This window comes from Roseibium algicola, assembly GCF_001999245.1.
GTDB lineage: Bacteria > Pseudomonadota > Alphaproteobacteria > Rhizobiales > Stappiaceae > Roseibium > Roseibium algicola.
Map to the genome: position 1 here is coordinate 2,342,843 of NZ_CP019630.1, position 19,684 is coordinate 2,362,526.

The 19,684-nt window shown below is 60.0% G+C and carries 17 protein-coding genes; 6 read left to right on the top strand and 11 right to left on the bottom strand.

The genetic code is table 11. The features are described from left to right. Positions 1-25: 25 nt before the first annotated feature. Positions 26-430, top strand: coding sequence for a RidA family protein (locus B0E33_RS10935; RefSeq protein WP_077291233.1), 405 nt, complete (start codon positions 26-28; stop codon positions 428-430). Between the two features lie 21 nt (positions 431-451). Here the strand turns inward: B0E33_RS10935 and B0E33_RS10940 are convergent, their stop codons facing one another. From B0E33_RS10940 to B0E33_RS10965, 6 genes are all read right to left on the bottom strand, one after another. Then, positions 452-1,033: an NAD(P)H-dependent oxidoreductase gene (locus tag B0E33_RS10940; RefSeq protein ID WP_022999255.1), complete on the bottom strand. Its 582-nt coding sequence runs from the start codon at positions 1,031-1,033 to the stop codon at positions 452-454. A 4-nt stretch (positions 1,034-1,037) separates the two neighbouring features. After that, a complete protein-coding gene (locus B0E33_RS10945; protein WP_062491106.1) occupies positions 1,038-2,444 on the bottom strand; it encodes an FAD-binding oxidoreductase in 1,407 nt (468 codons plus the stop codon). A gap of 2 nt (positions 2,445-2,446) precedes the next feature. Further along, positions 2,447-3,751, bottom strand: a complete 1,305-nt coding sequence (locus tag B0E33_RS10950) for a cytosine deaminase (RefSeq protein WP_077291234.1) — start codon at positions 3,749-3,751, stop codon at positions 2,447-2,449. Then, a complete protein-coding gene (locus B0E33_RS10955) occupies positions 3,751-4,671 on the bottom strand; it encodes an ABC transporter permease (protein ID WP_022999258.1) in 921 nt (306 codons plus the stop codon). The genes B0E33_RS10950 and B0E33_RS10955 overlap by 1 nt, the downstream gene beginning before the upstream one ends. Continuing rightward, on the bottom strand, positions 4,671-5,510 hold the full coding sequence (locus B0E33_RS10960) for an ABC transporter ATP-binding protein (RefSeq protein ID WP_197923159.1): 840 nt from the start codon (positions 5,508-5,510) through the stop codon (positions 4,671-4,673). Before B0E33_RS10960 ends, B0E33_RS10955 begins: the two co-directional genes overlap by 1 nt. Positions 5,511-5,583: 73 nt before the next feature. Continuing rightward, complete coding sequence (locus B0E33_RS10965; RefSeq protein WP_022999260.1) at positions 5,584-6,594, bottom strand: ABC transporter substrate-binding protein; 1,011 nt, start codon at positions 6,592-6,594, stop codon at positions 5,584-5,586. A gap of 178 nt (positions 6,595-6,772) precedes the next feature. On the opposite strand from B0E33_RS10965, the gene B0E33_RS10970 reads away from it, so the two are divergent. Continuing rightward, positions 6,773-7,708, top strand: a complete 936-nt coding sequence (locus B0E33_RS10970; protein ID WP_031268748.1) for a LysR family transcriptional regulator — start codon at positions 6,773-6,775, stop codon at positions 7,706-7,708. A gap of 13 nt (positions 7,709-7,721) precedes the next feature. On the opposite strand, the gene B0E33_RS10975 is transcribed toward B0E33_RS10970, so the two are convergent. Next, complete coding sequence (locus tag B0E33_RS10975) at positions 7,722-8,519, bottom strand: creatininase family protein (RefSeq protein ID WP_077291235.1); 798 nt, start codon at positions 8,517-8,519, stop codon at positions 7,722-7,724. Positions 8,520-9,020: 501 nt separating this feature from the next. On the opposite strand from B0E33_RS10975, the gene B0E33_RS10980 reads away from it, so the two are divergent. The 3 genes from B0E33_RS10980 (at position 9,021) to preA (ending at position 12,380) form a co-directional block, all read left to right on the top strand. Further along, entirely contained in the window at positions 9,021-9,275 is a 255-nt protein-coding gene (locus B0E33_RS10980; protein ID WP_077291236.1) for a hypothetical protein, read from the top strand. A 369-nt stretch (positions 9,276-9,644) separates the two neighbouring features. Beyond that, positions 9,645-10,991 (top strand): NAD(P)-dependent oxidoreductase, encoded by a 1,347-nt coding sequence (locus B0E33_RS10985; protein ID WP_055659228.1) that lies wholly within the window; start codon positions 9,645-9,647, stop codon positions 10,989-10,991. Between the two features lie 75 nt (positions 10,992-11,066). Beyond that, positions 11,067-12,380: an NAD-dependent dihydropyrimidine dehydrogenase subunit PreA gene (gene preA / locus B0E33_RS10990; protein ID WP_022999265.1), complete on the top strand. Its 1,314-nt coding sequence runs from the start codon at positions 11,067-11,069 to the stop codon at positions 12,378-12,380. A gap of 109 nt (positions 12,381-12,489) precedes the next feature. Here preA and B0E33_RS10995 read toward each other — a convergent pair whose 3' ends face one another. Both B0E33_RS10995 and B0E33_RS11000 read right to left on the bottom strand, forming a co-directional pair. Further along, a complete protein-coding gene (locus B0E33_RS10995; RefSeq protein ID WP_077291237.1) occupies positions 12,490-14,781 on the bottom strand; it encodes a putative bifunctional diguanylate cyclase/phosphodiesterase in 2,292 nt (763 codons plus the stop codon). 127 nt (positions 14,782-14,908) lie between these two features. After that, on the bottom strand, positions 14,909-15,898 hold the full coding sequence (locus tag B0E33_RS11000; protein ID WP_022999267.1) for an ABC transporter substrate-binding protein: 990 nt from the start codon (positions 15,896-15,898) through the stop codon (positions 14,909-14,911). 420 nt (positions 15,899-16,318) lie between these two features. Between B0E33_RS11000 and B0E33_RS11005 the strand changes: the two genes are divergently transcribed. Then, positions 16,319-17,020 carry a nitroreductase family protein gene (locus B0E33_RS11005; RefSeq protein WP_077291238.1) on the top strand — a complete coding sequence of 234 codons (702 nt, stop codon included), beginning with the start codon at positions 16,319-16,321 and terminating at the stop codon, positions 17,018-17,020. A gap of 84 nt (positions 17,021-17,104) precedes the next feature. Here B0E33_RS11005 and B0E33_RS11010 read toward each other — a convergent pair whose 3' ends face one another. Continuing rightward, a complete protein-coding gene (locus tag B0E33_RS11010; protein ID WP_077291239.1) occupies positions 17,105-18,940 on the bottom strand; it encodes a V-type ATP synthase subunit A in 1,836 nt (611 codons plus the stop codon). Further along, positions 18,937-19,683 (bottom strand): hypothetical protein, encoded by a 747-nt coding sequence (locus B0E33_RS11015; protein WP_077291240.1) that lies wholly within the window; start codon positions 19,681-19,683, stop codon positions 18,937-18,939. Before B0E33_RS11015 ends, B0E33_RS11010 begins: the two co-directional genes overlap by 4 nt. Position 19,684: the final 1 nt, after the last annotated feature.

Here is a 19,684-nt window from a genome sequence, read left to right on the forward strand (position 1 = left end):
TGCAATTTCTGGAGAACCTGCGCTCATGGCCGGTCCAACCGACAAGAAATCCTTCAATCCCCCTTCCGTACGAACACCCTTCGGGCAGTACAATCACGGCCTTTACGTGCCGCCCGGCGCCAGCCTGCTGGTAACCTCCGGCCAGCTCGGCATCCGGCCGGACGATACGATTCCGCCGGACGTGACCGGTCAGGCCGAAGTTTGCTTCGAGGCCATCGCCGCCATCCTGAAGGAAGCGGAGATGAGCTTCGATGACGTCATCCGCATTTCCGGTTTCGTCACCCGGCGCGAGGATTTCGCCGACTATATGGCTGTCCGCGACCGCTACACCGGAACGCTGAAACCGGTCTCGACCCTTTTGGTGGTTGGTGGCTTCACGCGTCCGGAATTTCTGGTGGAAGTGGAAGTGACCGCGGCGAAGGTGTTCTAGCCCAGCCAGCCTGGAGCGGTGTCAGAACCGCTCCATTTCCTTGCCGACCTTCTCCAGAAAGGCACCGGTCGAGGCCGGGGTGCAGTTGTTCATGTCGTAATGGGCCAGATATTTCACGGGTGCGCCGATCTTGATCTGTGCCCGGATGACCCGATTGACTACCTTGCGCGGCGGATCACCAACCAGAAACGCCCGCCACCGGCTGCCGCCATAGGTCATGACGGCCGCCATCTTGCGGATATGGCGCAAGGTCGGCGTCAAGGTGCCATCTTCCAGATGAAACGAAACGCCTGGCAGCCAGACACGGTCGAAGTAACCTTTCAGCATCGCGGGAAAGCCGAAGTTCCAGACCGGCGTGCAGATGACCAGACCTTCCGCCGCCAGCAGGCGCTCGCAGTAATTGTCGACCAGTTCCCGGTTGTCGGGGACCGTGTGATAGATGTCCCTGTCGCGTGCGGAGAGGACGGGGTCGAACCCTTCCTCATAGAGATTGCAGCCGTCGACCTCATGCCCGGCCTTCGCCAGGCTTTCACAGGTCTTGTGATAGAGCGCCCGGCCGAAACTGTGCTCCTGCGGGTGGGAATGGAGAACAAGTACGCGCATCTGATCAGGCCTCGGCAAAGGCCTGAAGGCCCGGGAAAAGATAGTTCTGGCCGGAATTGAAGTCGAAGTCCGGATTGTCCCAGGCGATCATCTTGCCCGGATTGAGCAACCCTTCCGGGTCTGTCTCCTTCTTGAAGGCGAGCTGGACCTGGTCGGTCTGTTTCATGCCGCCCTCTTCAAGGGTGTAGCGATGTGGGTTGAACACCCGGCAACCGTTTTCCTCGTGCAGCCGGATGATCTCGTCCAGCCGTTCTTCCGTCGTGTAGCGGATCAGGGGAAGGCCGGAACATTGCACCTGACCATCGAACCGCAGGAACTCCAGGTGTCCGAAGATCTCGCCCGGGAACATTTCGGTGGTCTTGCGCACAAGCTCCACGTGGTTCGGGCCCGGATACTGCGTCTGCAGGTAGGTGAAGGAACTGTCGAACTTCAGCGCCCGCAGTGTCGTGTGGTTCCAGGCAAGCTCATAGACATGCGGAATGCCCTTCATGCTTTCCACTTCGTCCGACCGGAAACGCACTTCGCCCTTCATCCGTTCCGCAAGCGCAAGCATTGCCGACATGGAGTGCGGGGCCACCATCAGCACGGTGACCGCCTCGCCTTCCTTCAGCCAGGGCTTGTGCCGCGTGAAGAAATCGAACGGTATGGGTGCCGCAATCGGGGCGACTTCCTTCAGCAGAATACCGTTGCTGCGCGCCAGCTTGTCGGAAAAGACGACCGCGTCCATGAAGGTTTCGTGGCCGACGATCACGTCCACCCAGTCATGGGCCGTTGTCAGCGGCATTTCGACTTCGGTGATGATACCGTTGGTGCCATAGGCATGACTGACCTTCTGCAGGTCCCAGGTGGACAGCTCGATCACCCTGGGTTCGGCTTCCATGGTCACGATGCGCAGGCGCAGGATGTTGCCGAGGTCGCGCAGGCCGCCCCAGTGAACCGAACCGACACCGCCGGAACCACCGGCGATGAAGCCACCGATGGTCGCGGTTTGCGCGGTTGAAGGATGGAAGCGCAGTTCCTGGCCCGAATGTTCCTTTGTAATCTTGTCGAGCTTTGCGATGACGATGCCCGGACCGCAGACGACCCGGCCCGGTGCGATTTCCTTGACCTCGTCCATCTTCGACATATCAAGCACGATGCCGCCGGACAGTGGCATCGCCTGGCCATAGTTGCCCGTGCCCGCACCACGCGGCGTGACCGGCACACCGTGCGCAAATGCCGTTTTCAGAACCTTTATGACTTCCGCTTCATTTTTCGGCGAGACCAGAAGATCTCCGGTGACGTTGTCGAGCTGGGCCTTGAGGACCGGCGAATACCAATAAAAGTCACGGCTCTTGGCCTGAACCAGACGCGGATTGTCCTCAACCGCAATGCCATCAAGTTCGGCCTTGATTGTCTCGTAATCGGCCATGGTCAGCCTTTCGTCAGCGGGTCAAGTTCAGAATAATCCGGCAGGCGACGGTCGATGCCCATGCCATTCCGCATCACGATGCGGTCCGCCTGCGGACGGGACAGAAATTCGCTCCAGCTTCGAGCGTTGAAGATGACAAGATCGGCGCCCAACCCCTCGGCAATCCGCCCGACTTCGGGGACTTGCAGGATGTCGGCCGGAAGGCTGGTGACCACCTTGGCCGCATCATCAAGCGGGTGGTCCAGATGCGCAATACGCACCGCCTCGCGGAACACTTCCACCATGTCGAGATCGCCATAGGCGTAGAAAGGATCGCGGGTATTGTCCGATGAAACGGCCACCGGCACGCCTGCGGCCCGCAGTTCGTGCAGCAGTGTGACGCCACGCGAACGCGGTGTGCGGCCCGGGTGCCGGTCCTGCAGATACATGTTGCACATGGGCAGGGAAACGACGGATAGGCCTGCCTCCCGCACCTTGTCGATTGTCGCCTTGGCCTTGTCGTCGTCCTGGCGCGCCAGGGAACAGCAATGGCCGACCGTGACGGCGCCTTCGAACCCGTTGCGCAGCTTGGCTTCCGCAATAGCAAGCAGCGTCAGGACGTTGGCATCCTGGGTCTCATCAACATGCAGGTCGATATCGAGGCCGTTGTCCGCAGCCGTGCGAAACAGGATATCCAGCCTGCGGTCGAGATCCGGCAACGGGAACGTCACGCCGCCAAGCAGACCGCCGTTTGCCACGACGACCTCCACCAGGTCGGAAAAATAGGCGTCGTCATCGATGGCATCGATCGGAAACAGCGCGGCAGCCTGCAAGGCGATCCGGTCTTTCCAGCGTTCGCGCATGTCGGCGAACACCTCGAAGGAAATCCGGTGCTGCGGTGCCAGGCTGTCGAGATGGGTGCGCAGGAGGCTGGTCCCGTGCGCATAGGCACAGCGCAGGGAGAAGTCCATGCGCATTTCAACGTCCCTGGCCGTCCAGTTTGCCTCCCGGTCGGCCCTGACGGCGGCAAGTGCACCGTCGAAATCGCCGGTCGGGTTGGGTTGCCGGTCCCAGATATGCCCCTTGTCGATGTGGGTGTGCATGTCGGCAAAGCAGGGCCAGACCATGCGCCTTTGCAGATCAACGCTTTCGATGTCCGCGGGGGCTGCCCCGGCCGGTAGGATGGCCTCAATGCGCCCGTCTGCGACGATCAGATCGGCCGACGACAAGCCCTCGCGCGCAGGGAGCGCCGACCCCGGCGTGACTGCGGCGGGCAGGGTTGCGGTGCGCAGCGCGAACCGGCCGGTTTTGGGAAGGTCGAGTGTCATCAGTTTTCCCGCTTCAGGCTGCTTTCGTGCCAGCGATGCAGTGTCCACCAGGAGATGAAGGACGTCAAAGCGAAGATCAGCACACCCAGGCTGGCAAGCAGGAACAGCGCTGCGAACAGACGTGAAATATTGAGCCGGAACTGGGATTCCAGAAGGCGGAAGGCAAGTCCCGAGCCTGCACCGGCCGATCCGGCCGCAAATTCGGCAACGACCGCCGCAATCAACGCAAGACCGCCACCGATGCGAAGGCCGGTCATGAAATACGGCAGGGAAGCCGGCAGCTTCAGATAGATCAGCGTCTGCCAGCGCGAGGCGCCATAAAGTTCAAACAGGTTCAGGAGGTTGTGATCCACGCTTTTCAGCCCCTGCACCATGTTGGACAGGATCGGGAAGAAGGCGACGACAAAGGCGCAAATCAAAAGCGCTGCCTGCGTCGACGGCGCGTAGATCAGGATCAGCGGCGCGATCGCGATGATCGGCGTGACCTGCAGGATAACGGTGATCGGATAGAGCGCCGTCTCGATCCAGCGGGACTGCACAAGCAGGATCGCCATGCCGCCACCGCCGATCAACGCCAGGGCAAGGGAGGCAAGCGTGATCTTGGTCGTCACCCAAAGGGCGGGCAGCAGGATGTGCCAGTCGGACATCAGCGAATTCACCACCAGTCCCGGGCCGGGAAGAATGTAGTGCGGAATGTCATTCACGGTGACCATGACCTGCCAGAGCGCGATCAAGCCTGCGATGACGAAGATCGGCACCAGAACCGTCAGGATACGCTCCCGCCGCTTGGCAGCGGCAGCGCTTTCCTTTGTCGGCAGCTTGGCTGCTGATGCAGGCCTTTTGCGCGAGACCTGCGCTTCGCGGTCTGGTTCCTGCAGAACGTCGGCGGGGGCCAGTGTTTCGTTTGCTGGTGCGGTCATCAGTGCTCCTCGCCTCCCATGGCTTCCGACAGCATGGCGGAGACTTCCGCGCAGGCCTGCCTGTACTCCTCGGAGGTACGGTACTGCGCATCCCGCTCCAGGCTGGTGTGCAGGGGAAAGTCCGAGTGCACGCGGCCGGGCCGGGCTTTCATCACCACGATCCGGTTTGCCAGATAGGCGGATTCATAGACGGAATGGGTCACGAAGATCACCGTGATGCCGGTCGCCTTCCAGAGCGCCAGCACATCGTCATTCAGCTTTTGGCGCGTGATCTCGTCAAGGGCCGCGAAAGGTTCGTCCATCAACAGCAGCTTGGGCTCGGTTACTAGCGCACGCGCAATGGAGACCCGCATCTTCATGCCGCCGGAAAGTTCTCGCGGATAGGCATCGGCGAAGTCTTTCAGGCCTACGCTTTCCAGCGCGATCATGATCCGTTCCGATGCCGCTTTCTTCGAGACACCCTTGAGGCGCAAGGGAAGGTAGACGTTGCCGAAGACGGTCTGCCAGGGCATCAGCGTCGGTTCCTGAAACACGAAGCTGATGTCGCCGTCAGGCAGCCCTCTGGAGTTGATGCGGAAACTCGGCCAGTCGATTTCGCCTTCCGATACGCCGCCAAGGCCGGCGATGATCCTGAGCGCGGTCGACTTGCCGCAACCGGACGGCCCCAGCAAACTTATGAACTCTCCCGGCCGGACCGTCATGGACATGCCGGACAGGGCCAGCGTCCCGTTGGAGAATACCTTCGAAACATTATCCATCGCCACCAGCGGGCGGGACGATTTCACACTGCGGGCCGACGGCGTCTTCGTTTCTGCGCTGCCCTGTTCGGCGATGACCATGCTCAACTCTGCATCTGGAGGCGGCCGCTTCGCACGCCGTGGCGCGAAGCGGAATGGATTTGCCAAACCGGCCTTACTTCTTCAGGTCGAGGCCGACGCCCTTGCAAACGAAGTCCGTGGTGTAGGACTGCTTGTAGTCAAGAGAGGCATCCACGACGGCGATCGAGGCCAGCGTATCGAAGAACGCCTTGAAATGCTCGTCGGTCATGCAACCGATGCCCTTCTCTTCCGTGTCGCCAGAATCCACGATGCCGTATTCCTTCATCTTCGCAAGGGAATAGGCGAGCTGACCGTCGGTCATTTCCGGGTTGTCTTTCTTGATCAACTCGTTTGCCGCGGCGTTGTCGCCATACAGGTAGTTGTACCAGCCCTCGATGGAAGCATCGACGAAACGCTGCACCAGATCCGGGTTTTCCTCGACCAGCGCCTTGGAGGTGGTGATCATGGTCGAATACGGCGTCCAGCCTTCATCGGCCAGAAGGAACACTTTCGGTGCCCAGCCCGCCTGGTTTTCGATTTCATACGGCTCGGAGGTCAGATAGCCCTGCTGCGCGGACTTGGGATCTACGATGAAAGGAGCCGGGTTGAAGGTGTAGGGCTTGAACTGGGCATCGGAGAAGCCTTCGAAGTTCTTCTTCATCCACTCGAAGTAGGTAACGTAGCCGTCCTTGCCCATGTAGATGGTTTCAAGCTTGGCAAGGTCGGTGAACTTGTCGATGCCCTGATCGGGATGCGCCACGAGGATCTGCGGATCCTTCTGGAAGATGCTGGCGACGTTGATCAGCGGAATGCCTTCCTTGACATAGTCGAAGCCCTTCAGCGTCCCGCCCATGTAAAAATCGATCTTGCCGGAAATCAGCAGCGCATCGTTGGCGGCCTGCGGGCCGCCCGGCGCGATTGTGACTTTCAGGCCGTATTTCTCGTAGGTGCCATCGGCAACGGCCTGGTAGAAACCGCCGTGTTCCGCCTGGGCAAGCCAGTTGGTGCCGTAGCTTACCTCATCCAGCGCCAATGCCTGGTGAGTGGCGGTTCCGGTGAGAAGAACCGCTGCGAGAAGCGTCTTCGCAGATGGGAAAACTGTCATTTCGTACCCTCCAGTAAAACAAAACTACCGTGAAACCGCACATTTCCGAAAATATTTGATCCCTTGCAGCGCACGTTGAAAAGCATCAAAATTCGCCTGCAGTGATGCCTTATTGTCATCGCTATCTTTTCTGACGATCAATTGTGCCGCATGCACAAAAAGGAGGCACTTCTTGGCCCTGCTCCACTCCCGCAAGCTGCTCTATCTGGACGAGATCGCGCGCTGCGGTTCCATTCGGAAGGCCGCTGATCGGCTGAATGTGTCGTCCTCCGCCATCAACCGGCAAATCCTTGCCCTGGAAGAGGAATTCGGCGTTCCGCTGTTCGAGCGCCTGCCGCGCGGGCTGCGGCTTACCGCGGCTGGAGAGCTGTGCGTTGAACATATCCGGGGCGTTCTGAAAGACTATGCCAGGCTAGAGACCCGGATCCGGGCGCTGAAAATGCCGCAGGCCGGCCAGGTTTCGCTGGTGACGACCGTCGGCCTCGCCTCGGGACCGCTGTCGGAAATCATCGCGAAGTTCATCGAGAAGAACCCGCGCGTTCACATCAAGCTGCGCAGTGACGGCGGCACGACGACCATCAATCCGGTCCTGACAGGCGAAGTCGACATCGGCCTCGGCTTCAACATTGCCGCAACGCCGGGCCTGCGGACGCTGGCCACCTTCGACATTCCCATTGGTGCGGTGGTTCCGCCCGGACACAAGCTGGCGCAGGAAACCGGGCCGGTCGATCTCGTGGATGTGGTTCAGGAGCGTCTGGTACTGGCCCAATCGGGAACCAGCCTGCGGGACGTGATCAATCTGGTGCTGTCGTCCGTGCCGATCCCGGTGGAGCCGATCCTGGAAACGAACTCCTCGGAAACGGTTCGCCAGCTTGTCCGGCGCGGCATCGGCATCAGCCTGCTCAATCCGCTGGACGTTCTGGCCGAATGCCGGCGGGGCGAGCTTGTTTTCCGACCACTGAACGTTGCCCGGACACATCACCAGCCGATGAAGCTGTTTACTCGGGCGCGAGCCTCGATGGACGCGGCAACGAGCCTGTTCGTCGAATTCCTGCTGCAGGAACTCGTTGCTCAGGTGGAGGAATTGCAACGGGAAGGCAACCTGCCCGTTTAAGATCCGAAGATCGTTATGGCTTATACAGGTTGGTCAGTGAATAGGCTGTGAAGTCACGCAGCATCTCAATGAAACCGGCGGCCTGATGAGCACTGATCACCGCTCCTTTTTCCGCCGTCCCCTTGGAGGCATCACCAACGACGCCGGCCGGGTTGAGATCATGGGCGATCCAGGCCAGGGCGTGGGGCGGCGTCGGCTGGATGTATTTGGAGTTTACCAGCATCTCTTCGGCTTTTGAGATGAAGTTCTCGGCCTTGTCCATGCGGACCAGTTCAGGCCGGAAATGCAGCATCAAGGACGTTTCGACCTCGCCGCCGTGAATACCGAATTTGGACTCGTGAGCGGAAATCATGCCGTCCGGATGGCCGAACCGGCCCCAATGCGTCACCAGAACAGCCATTTCGTAACGCACGCGCAGTTCGCGCGAGACGATGCTGATGATGTCGGTGTTGCCGCCATGGGAATTGACGATCACCATCTTGCGAATGCCGGCTTCCGACACTTTCTGGCCAATGGCGGTCCAGACGGGGATCAGCAACTCAGCCCCGAGAGACAATGTTCCCGGGCCGTAGACATGTTCGTTCGCCTTGCCGATTTCCTGCACAGGCAACACCAGGATATCGAGATCTTCCGGCAGCTGTTTGCGCGTTTCGGCAAGCATTCCCTGGGCGATTGCGACATCGGTCGCGATCGGCAGATGCGGGCCATGTTGCTCGGTCGAGGCGGTCGGCAGGATTGCGATGGTTCGCTCGGGATCAAGCGCCGCGAAATCCGAGGCATTCAATTCGTTCCAGAAAAAATGCTTGGCCATCGGCGCTGCCCCAACTTTGTTGCCGTGATGCGTTCCTGTTTGGCGTAGGCAAGTCGGCGACACTTGAAAAGCATCATTATGTCTTCAGCCCGCTGCCTTTTTGTGTGCAGTGGGTTTCAAGCCCTTTACCGACCCGGAGCAAAATATGGCGACATCCGTCCGCCACTTTGTACTCAATCGAAAAATATTTTCCTTTTCTGTCCACAAACATGTCCACAGGCGCAGGGTTCCGAAAACAGGCTGAAACCGGTCATTTTCCCGCCACTGCAAATCCTGAAACCTTTTGTTAACCATGCAGTTAGCGGGAGTTCCCCAAGGAGATGCGCTGCATTCCGGGTTAACCCGCCCGACCTGGATGGCGAAAGTTTGGGCGCACCTATGCCTACCCAGAAGCGAAACGGCCACATTTACACCAAAGATTTGCCTTGTGATATGCGAGGTAGGACGCCGCATTGAGGCTCGGGATGCGGCATTGGGTAAAATGTAAGGTGGGTAACCGACATGTATCTCCTGTTCTTCATGGGAGCCGTCCTCTATGGCGCCGTTACGCTGGTGTTTCTGATCCTGTCGTCTGCGGAATTGCTTGATAGCGGACTGAGCACACCAAAGCGGCTGCTGGGAGTTCTGGTCACATCGATCTTGTGGCCTGCGACTCTTGTTGCAGTCAGTCTTGTGCTCGCGGTCCAGAATGTGGCCGGACGGGTTCAAAGCCCCCGTCAGACAGCGCCCCTGCGCCTGTCACACCACTCGCACTAACCGGACGCGGTTCCGGAACCAACGCTACCAGTTTGCCTGGCGGCCGCTTTAACTCTGGTGCACACAGGTGCGCCGGAGCTCTTTGGCGTGCGAGCGCGTTGATCTGTCCTGTTTTCCCCGCCAATACACCGTGACAGGCAGCTGTCAGGCCAGATTTTGCGCCATGGCGCAAATTTCATCACAGCGCCTTTTTTGCGTTAAGGTGCTGTTTTTCCGGTAATTTTATTGCTGATTTTTTCCCTCAAGTTTTTAATCATTCCAAAAAAAATTTGACTAACTGTTCAAATTTTCTTCCAATGCATTCCTGAGCCTCCTCATCAAACGAAGGAAGCCACCTTGAAAACGATCGCCAACCTTCCGGAGATCTCCATGACCCAGACCAAAGCCGGCCCGGACATTGCCGCCGGGCGCTTGCCTGAGGACGCATACGCTGAGAATTTCAGCGACCTGCACCCGCTGCTGGACCAGCACGAAGCGCAGGTCGAAGCCGACCGTTGCTACTTCTGCTACGACGCCCCTTGCATGCAGGCATGCCCGACCAGCATCGACATTCCGCAGTTCATTCGCCAGATCTCGACCGGGAACCCGACCGGGGCCGCGAAAACCATTTTCGCCCAGAATATTCTGGGCGGCATGTGTGCCCGCGTCTGCCCGACCGAGACACTGTGTGAACAGGTCTGCGTGCGCGAAGTTGCCGAAGGCAAGCCGGTGAAGATCGGCGAGTTGCAGCGGTATTCGACTGATCACTTCATGTCGGAGTTCAGCTCGACGCCGTTCACGCGCGCTGCTGCAACCGGCAAGAAGGTTGCCGTCGTCGGCGCCGGACCTGCGGGTCTTTCCTGCGCCCACCGGCTGGCGGTGCACGGTCACGACGTCACCCTGTTCGATGCCCGCGAAAAAGCCGGCGGCCTCAACGAATACGGTATCGCCTCCTACAAGTCGGTCGACGACTTTGCCGCGCGGGAAGTGGATTTCATCCTGTCCATCGGCGGTATCGAAGTCCGGACCGGAATGCGCCTCGGCACCAATCTGGATCTTGCGACCCTGCGTGCCGAATATGATGCCGTGTTCCTCGGCATCGGCCTTGGCGGCGTCAATGCGCTTGGCCTTGAAGGCGAAGACAAGAGCGGCTCGATCGATGCCGTCGACTACATTGCCGACCTGCGTCAGTCGAAGGATCTTTCCGAGCTTCCGGTTGGCCGGCGCATCGTGGTGATCGGCGGCGGCATGACTGCGGTCGACATTGCGGTCCAGACCAAACTGCTGGGCGCCGAAGACGTCACGATCGCCTATCGCCGCGGACAGGACCGGATGAACGCCTCCGAATACGAACAGCAGCTGGCCCAGACCAGCGGCGTCCGGATCATGACCTGGGCCCAGCCGAAGGGTCTAGTCGGTGAAAACGGTGCGATTACCGCGATTGAACTGGAGCGGACCCAGGAGCAGAATGGTTCCCTGACCGGTACCGGCGAAGTCATCACCCTGCCTGCGGACATGGTGTTCAAGGCCGTTGGCCAGACCCTGGTGCAAGCGGATCTCGGCGATGCGCTGTCCCTTGAAAAGGGTCGCATCGTGGTTGATGCGGACCGCAAGACCAGCCTTGCCGATGTATGGGCGGGCGGCGACTGCGTGCTGGGCGGTGAAGACCTGACGGTTGCCGCTGTCGAGGATGGCAAGATTGCCGCCGAGAGCATTAACGCTGCCCTGACCGCCTGAGACTTGCGCGCCTGAAACCTGAGCGCCCGACAGCAGCTGACGCGCTCGGCGCCACCGATTTGAGGGAGAGCCACCATGGCTGACTTGCGTACTGATTTTATCGGCATCAAATCGCCGAACCCGTTCTGGCTGGCATCCGCGCCGCCGACGGACAAGGAATATAACGTCGTCCGGGCCTTCAAGGCCGGCTGGGGTGGCGTCGTCTGGAAGACGCTTGGGGAAGATCCGGCGGTGGTCAACGTCAACGGTCCGCGCTATGGCGCGATCCATGGCAAGGACCGGCAGCTGATCGGCCTCAACAACATCGAACTGATCACCGACCGTCCGCTGGAAGTGAACCTGCGCGAGATCAAGCAGGTGAAGCGCGACTGGCCGGACCGGGCGCTCGTCGTCTCGCTGATGGTGCCTTGCGAGGAACAGAACTGGATCGACATCCTCCGCCGCGTCGAAGAAACCGAAGCCGACGGTGTCGAACTGAACTTCGGTTGCCCGCACGGCATGAGCGAGCGCGGCATGGGCTCCGCCGTCGGCCAGGTGCCGGAATACATCGAGATGGTCACCCGCTGGGTGAAACAGCATTCGCGCATGCCATGCATCGTGAAGCTGACGCCGAATATCACCGATGTCCGCAAGCCGGCGCAGGCCGCCAAGGCTGGTGGAGCTGACGCTGTCTCGCTGATCAACACCATCAATTCGATCATGGGTGTCGACCTCGACATCATGTCGCCGTCTCCTTCTGTCGACGGCAAGGGTGCGCACGGCGGCTATTGCGGCCCGGCCGTAAAGCCGATTGCACTCAACATGGTTGCCGAAATCGCCCGCGACCCGGTGACCCACGGATTGCCGATCTCCGGCATCGGCGGCGTGACCACCTGGCGTGACGCGGCCGAGTTCATGGCGCTTGGCGCAGGCTCTGTGCAGGTCTGCACGGCCGCAATGACCTATGGCTTCCGCGTTGTCGAGGACATGATCGAAGGCCTCAGCGACTGGATGGACACCAAGGGCTATACGTCCGTCGACCAGTTTGTCGGCAGCGCGGTGCCGAATGTGTCCGACTGGCAGTACCTCAACCTCAACTACATCGCCAAGGCCAAGATCGATCAGGATCTTTGCATCGAATGCGGCCGCTGCCACATCGCCTGTGAGGACACGTCCCACCAGGCGATCACCAACATGGTGGACGGCGTTCGCAAGTTCGAGGTGATCGACGAGGAATGCGTCGGCTGCAACCTGTGCGTCAATGTCTGCCCGATCGAAGGCTGCATCACCATGGAACCCATGGAGGCCGGCAGCATCGATCCGCGCACCAAGAAGCCTGTCGAAAAAGACTACGCCAACTGGACGACGCACCCGAACAACCCGATGGCCGTCAAGGAAGCAGCCGAATAGGCAAAGCTCCGGCGGTCACCTTCAACGCGGGCAGGATCCTCCCTTGCCCGCGTTTTTTGTTCGCTTTTCAGGCTAGGAACCTTGAAAGGGATTGTCGCAAGCAGGCAGATCAACCGCCGGCCCGACGGATGCCTTCCATCTGCGACAAAGGATCAGGCGGCATCAACTCGTTGAAGGGCAGCGGCCTGTCGAAGAGATAGCCCTGCAGGAACTCGCAACCCGCCTCCACCAGGAAGTCGCGCTGTGCTTCCGTCTCGACCCCTTCGCCGACGCTTTGCATGCCCATTACCCGGGCAAGGCTGAGCATGGAGCGGACGACCATGTCCGCTTCCTCGTCCTCGCCGATACGCGACACGAAACTGCGGTCGATCTTCATCTTGTCGAAGCGATACTTGTGCAGGTAGTTCAGGCTGGAAAATCCGGTGCCGAAGTCGTCAATGGCAAGCCCGACGCCAAGATCGCGCAGCTTGAGAATGGTGTTCCGCGTCTGCGCGCTTTCCTCCAGCATCAGGTCCTCGGTGATTTCGAGAACAAGCCTTTCCGGAGGAAAGTCGTATTTCTGCAGCAGTGCCTCGACCTTGTCCGCGAAACCTGCGGCCTGGATCTGGCTTGTGCAGACATTGACCGACACGCCGGTCTGCATCCAGCTGCAGGCATCGTGAAGCGCCCGCTCCAGCACCCAGGCACCGATCACAGGCATCAGTCCAGCATCCTGGGCAACCGGCAGGAACATCGCAGGCGGCACCAGGCCGCGGCTTGGATGCCGCCAGCGGATCAGGGCTTCATAGAAGGCCAGTTCGCCCGACCGGGCGTCAACGATCGGCTGATAGAACAGGTCGAATTGCTCTTCGCGCAGGGCTGAATCAAGATCCACACGGATCTCGCGCCGCTCGCGCAGAAGGTCGTCCATCCGCTCGTCGTAAATCCGGAACGAGCTTTTCTGCTCCATCTTGCAGCGCTGCAGGGCGATATCGGCAGCGCGAACAAGGCCTGTCAGTGTCTGGCCGTGGTCCGGGAAGCGGGCAATACCCGCGCTTACGGACGTTTCAATGCGCTTGCCTTCATAGTCGAACGGCTGCCGCAGCTTTTCAAACAGCTTGCCTGCTTCCTCAACGGCTTGCTCCGGTGTTTCCCAACGCTCCGTCAGGATCAGGAATTCATCGCCACCGCTGCGCGCGACCAGGTCGAACGGGCCGAGCACCGATCTGATGCGTTCGGCCTGAGCGACCACCAGGCTGTCGCCCACGGTGTGACCGTAGATGTCGTTCACTTGCTTGAGGTTGTCGACGTCGAGATAAATGATCCAGGCGCCACGCTGCTGATCCTTGCGCAAGGCCAGCCTCTTCGTGGCTGTGGCGTGGAAATATCCGCGTGTGACAAAGCCTGTCAGGGAATCGTGATTGGCGGCGTAACGGGCTTCCTGTTCACGGGCTGCCAGCCGTGCCCTGGCGTTGGCATTCTGCCGGAGGGCAATCAGGGCCACTGTCAGAATGACCCCGAGCGACAGCAGGAGAACCGGTATCGAAGACAGGATGATCCCCGACGACTGGCTCATCGGATACCATGCGAGATAACCAAGCACCGTGCCGGACCCGTTCTGAACCGGAGTACCGATCATGCCGTCGGGAATTTCCGAAGCGAATTTCAGATTATCGAGGGCGAGGCTGGACAGAAGATTGCTGAGATGCGCCGCATCGATCTCGAATGCGTTGACGAGAACGTTCGGCGGCCCGAAGGACATTTCGATCCCACCGGGATCCGGTACGATCGCAAAGGCCGCGACGATGAAGGGGTGATCGTTGATCTCGACAATGTCGATGGCCGAAATGTCGGCCAAAGTCCCGGTGAAGCGGACTTCGCCTGGTTCTGACCGGACCAAGGCTTTGACGTAATTGCCGCGTATGCTGTCCAGCGTGCCGGTAATGCCCGTCTGGACGCTCTTGGAAAAGTCTTCCGCTCTCTCCTTGCCGTGGAAGTTGGAAGAAAAGAGGACCTTGCTGTCCGGACCGAAAAGCACTGTGTAGTCGTGGGCGAAATCCAGGGCCATGTCGACGCCGAACCTGGCCTCGATCCAGTCAGGCGACAGATTGGTATCGATATTCTGATAGGCGGCGTTGGAAGCGGCGTAGCGCTCCATTTCACGCAACAGCAACTGCTTGTGGTTCTGGAAGACACGCGCGACTGATTTGGTCTCCCGCATCGCAGCTTCGCGCTCCGCGACCAGCACCTTGAACAGCACGGCGCCGAAAGAAAAAATCACCGCGCAGAACATCAAAATGATGACGAGGCTGGAAGAAATGCCGAAAACGCCCGCGGTCATCCGGCGCGGTTCGTCGGATACTGTCTCCGCCGCGGAATGAACCAGGTCGAATTTGTCTGTTTTTCCAGACAGATCGCGCATTTCGCTTTCAAAATCCCAAGCTTTTGTCAGCGAAGCAGTCTGGGTTCAAACCTTTAATTTTTAGTGCCTTGGCAGGCATGAGGCAAAGGCAGCCGGAACAATTTCCGCCCCGGCTGCCCGATTGACGTTACATCTTGTCGGTGACGACCGTTGTTGTGGCGCCTTCCGGCTCCTTGGTGATGACCGGGTCGGACCCGCCGGACAGGAGGGACTTCACGGTGCGCTCATAGGCAGACATGTCCAGTTTGCCGTCAGATCCATCAACCAGCTTGTTGATTTCGCCGACCATGCGGATCTGATGCTTTTCGGTCTGCGCGCCAGTGGCGTCGTTTTCGAGAACGATTTCAGCAGCTTCTTCCGGGTTTTCGGCGGAATAGGCCCAGCCCTTCATGGAGGCCTTCACGAAGCGGGCGAGCTTGTCGACCATTGCCGGGTCGTCCAGGCTGGATTCCAGAACGTAGAGACCGTCTTCCAGCGTGGCGACACCCTGGTCTTCGTATTTGAAGACGATCAGGTCTTCTTCCGGAATGCCGGCATCGATGACCTGCCAATATTCGTTGTAGGTCATGGTGGAGATGCAGTCGGCCTGCTTCTGCAGCAGCGGATCGACGTTGAAGCCCTGCTTCAGGACGGTCACGCCTTCGTCGCCACCGTCCGTCGGAATGCCGAGCTGGCTCATCCAGGACAGGAACGGATATTCGTTACCGAAGAACCAGACGCCGAGTGTCCGGCCCTTGAAGTCTTCCGGCGAGGTGATGCCGGTTTCCTTCAGGCAGGTCAGCATCATGCCGGACTTCTTGAACGGCTGTGCGATGTTGACAAGCGGCACACCCTTTTCGCGCGATGCCAGGGCGGACGGCATCCAGTCGATGATCACGTCGGCTCCGCCACCGGCGATAACCTGCGGCGGCGCAATGTCCGGACCGCCCGGCTTGATCGTCACGTCCAGGCCTTCTTCGTCGTAAAAGCCCTTGTCCTTGGCCACGTAATAGCCGGCAAACTGGCCCTGTGTAACCCACTTAAGCTGCAGTGTCAGCTCGTCCGCGGCGTTGGCCGCACCTGACACCAGGCTTGCGCCCAGGACAGACGCGAGCGCCAGACTTTTCAATGCCTTCATTGCCATTCCCCTACTGGTTATGGGCGAGCCGCTGTCGGACTCACCCTTCTCTGGAACTTCAAACCCTAACCGGTGCGGACCTCGGAGCGGTTCCCGGCCGCCTGATCCTCTTCCGGCTGTTTGGCCGCATCCGGACGCCGGGGCATTTTGCCTTCTCAACGAACAGTGCTGACCAATTGGTCAAGAAAATCTAGAAAGGTGCCATGTCACTGGTCAAGGTTATTTTTTCATCAAGGCCATTTGGCGTTTCAAAGACGAGCATAGGCGGGCTTGGTTCAAGTTGTGAAGCCGGTGGATCGGATTTTTAGTTGCCTGACGCCCGGTCAGTCGATCCATACTTAACGGTGCATAGTGGGAGGAGATTGCGCGGCCCGGATTCCTTGCGAATCCGCCGGTCGGCAATGCAAATGGACAAAAAACATGATTTCCAAATCAGCCCTGGATTACCAACCGTTGCCGCTGCCGGATCGGCGAATTTACGACGACAAGGAAATGCTGGCCCGTGCGCAGGACTTTTATGACGATGTGCGCACCCGCCATACGGTTCGCCATTTCTCGGACCGTCCTGTGGACCGTTCCATCATCGAAGCCTGCATCCGCGCTGCCGGAACGGCCCCGAGCGGCGCCAATCATCAGCCATGGCATTTCGTGGCGATTTCCAATGCCGACCTGAAGCACAAGATCCGCCTGGCTGCCGAGGAAGAGGAACGCAAGTTCTATGATGGCGGTGCGGGCGACGAATGGATCAAGGCACTGGAGCCCATCGGCACCGACGCGGACAAGCCGCATCTGGACATCGCCCCCTGGCTGATCGTGATTTTCGCGCAGCGCTGGGGCACCTTCGATGACGGCACCCGCTACAAGCACTACTATGTGCCCGAAAGTGTCGGCATCGCCACCGGCCTCCTGATCACCGCACTTCACCATGCGGGGCTTTCAACCCTGACGCACACGCCCAACCCGATGAAATTCCTCAACGGGATCCTGAACCGACCGGAAGCGGAAAAGCCGGTCATGATCCTGGCCGTCGGCCATCCCGCGGAAGACGCCACGGTACCGGCTGTCGCCAAGATCAAGAAGCCTCTGGAAGAGATCCTGAGCGTGTTCGAGGACCAGGCATAGCTTCAGAACCAAGTGCGTTTCCAGAGCGTCACCCCGGGCGGACAGCGCGAAGCCCGGGGCTTACTCGCCCGCAATACGCGGCGATCACCCCGTCACATGTGTCGGGGCAGCGCTGACATTGGCCTTTATCTTCTCCAGCAGTTCCTTGCGGTCCGGACTGCCGTCGGCGGCGTAGTTGAGGTTCTTGAAGAGCGATGTCTGTTCGGTGAAGAACTTGCGGACGGCTTCCTTGTCGTCAAAGGCAAAGTCGGTGCAGGCGATCCGGTAGACGAGATCGAAGGTTTCCTGCTGGCGCTTGAGCGGCGCCGACACGTCGACATCGTCAAAGGCATCCTGCTGCAGGTAGACCATGTCGAGAAACAGTGCCTTCTGCTGAAGGATGAAATCGTCGGTCGAGACGCCCTCTTCGCCTGTCACCTGCATCATGCGGGTAATTTCGTCACCCTTGCGCAGGAGTTCAATCATCTCCGAAACGCGGGGAACCCAGTCCGGGCCGATATTGTTCTGGTACCAGTCGTTGAGCTGAATGTGATACCGAGACCAGGACAGCAGCGGGTCGACCGCCGGATAGAAGCGCTTGTAGGCCCGTTCGGACGAGAGGCCCAGGAAGGTCTTGACCGTGCCGAGGGTCGACTGGGTGACCGGTTCCTCAAAATTGCCGCCGGCCGGAGACACCGTGCCGATCATGGTGAGACTGCCGGTCTCGCCGCTGGCGGTCCGCAACACGCCAGCGCGTTCGTAGATGCCCTTGATGGCGCTGTCGAGATAGGCGGGAAACGCTTCCTCTCCCGGAATTTCCTCCAGCCGGCCGGAGGTCTCACGCATGGCCTGGGCCCAGCGGGAAGTACTGTCGGCGATCAAGAGCACGTCATAGCCCATCTGCCGATAATATTCGCCAAGGGTAATGCCGGTGTAGATCGAGGCCTCGCGCGCCGCCACAGGCATTGAAGACGTGTTGCAGATGATGACCGTACGATCCATGAGCGTGCCATCTCCGGAGGGGTCCGGCTGGTGCGGGAACTCGGTGATCGTTTCGACCACCTCGCCGGCACGCTCGCCGCAGGCAACCACGATCACGATATTGACCGCCGAGAAACGCGAAATCAGCGATTGCAGCACCGTCTTGCCCGCGCCGAAGGGACCCGGAATGCAGCCCATACCGCCACGGGCGATGGGAAAGAACGTGTCGATCAGGCGCAAGGTGGTGATCAGCGGCTCGCTTGGATAAAGCCGCTCGCTCTGACCGGCCTTGACCAGCCCTTCCGGGATCGCCCGGCGAACCGGCCAATGCTGGACCATGGTCAGGTCGCGGGTTTCGCCACGATCGTTCTTGAGCGTTGCCACCACCTCGTTGATGGTGAACGTACCTTCGCGTATCCGGTCCACTGTCCAGGAACCCGTCGTGACGAAGGGAACCATGATCCGGTGCTCGAACCTGCCTTCCGGAACCGTGCCGAGCGTTTCCCCGGCTTTGACCACATCACCGGATTTCACCTTGGGTTCAAACGACCATTTGCGGTTCTGGTCGAGAGCGTTGGTGAGCACCCCGCGCGGCAGGAAGAAGCCGTGCTCGGCCGCAATATCGGCCAGCGGGTTCTGCAAGCCGTCAAAAACCGTGCTGAGCAGGCCCGGCCCGAGAGCAACCGACAGCATCTCGCCGCTCTGGATTACCTTGTCACCGACACGCACGCCCGCAGTGCTTTCGAACACCTGTGCTTCAGCGGACTTTCCGCGCACGCGCAGCACTTCGGCCTTCAGGTATTCCCGCGGCTTGCCATCACGTTCGGGACCATGGGGGATAATATAGACCACCTCGTTCTTGATGAGAGGGGCAGAGCCGAGCGGCGACAGTGTGACGAGATCGTCCTGCACGGCGACGATTTCCGCGGTCGGTTCGGGCAACTGAACATGGCTCGTCATGAAGGGGCTCCCTCAAGGGCAGAAGTGAAGTCTGAGAAAAGGTCCGGCCGGCCGGCTTGACTGCCGCCGTCCGTCTTGCCGCCAAGGGCTGACGCCACGAGCGTGGCCAGCCGGGCACGTGCATCGGCCTCGTTGTAGCGTGACCAGCGTTCCACGATCACCCAGCGCAGCACGTAGATCGCAACGGCCTCGAAATCGAATTCATGCAGGTTGCCGTAATGGCCCATCTGCCGGAAGACCTGGGTGAGGACAAGACGTTCCATGGCGATGTGATCGCCCGCCCGCATCAGTTGGTGAGCCTCGCCCACCCACGGCATGAAATGGCCGAGACCGAAGGCCGGGTCGCTCCAGTTGGCCTTGACCTGTGCGCACCAGCGGCCGAAGCCCCAGTTTTCGATATCTCCGGCGCTTTCCTGTCCATCCCGGCGTCGGCGCAGCGCTGCAATCAGCGTCCGCGTTTCCATGCGTGCCCCGACAAGATGTTGCAGATCCGGATAGGCAGCCAGATCGGCAAGAACCTTGTTTGCCCGCCGGATCACATCGATGTCGCGATCATAACCGGCAACACCGGCCCAGGCCGTCACCTCTACCATCTCGCGCAGCAGGCTCGCATGCGCGGGCTCCAGCATTGACAGCCGCTGCTTCAACCGGAACCCCGAGATCGGCACGTCCTTGCGCGAGAACAGCTTGCCAAGATGGGGCAGGCTGGACACCAGCGCGATATATTGGTGCGGCCGGCTCATG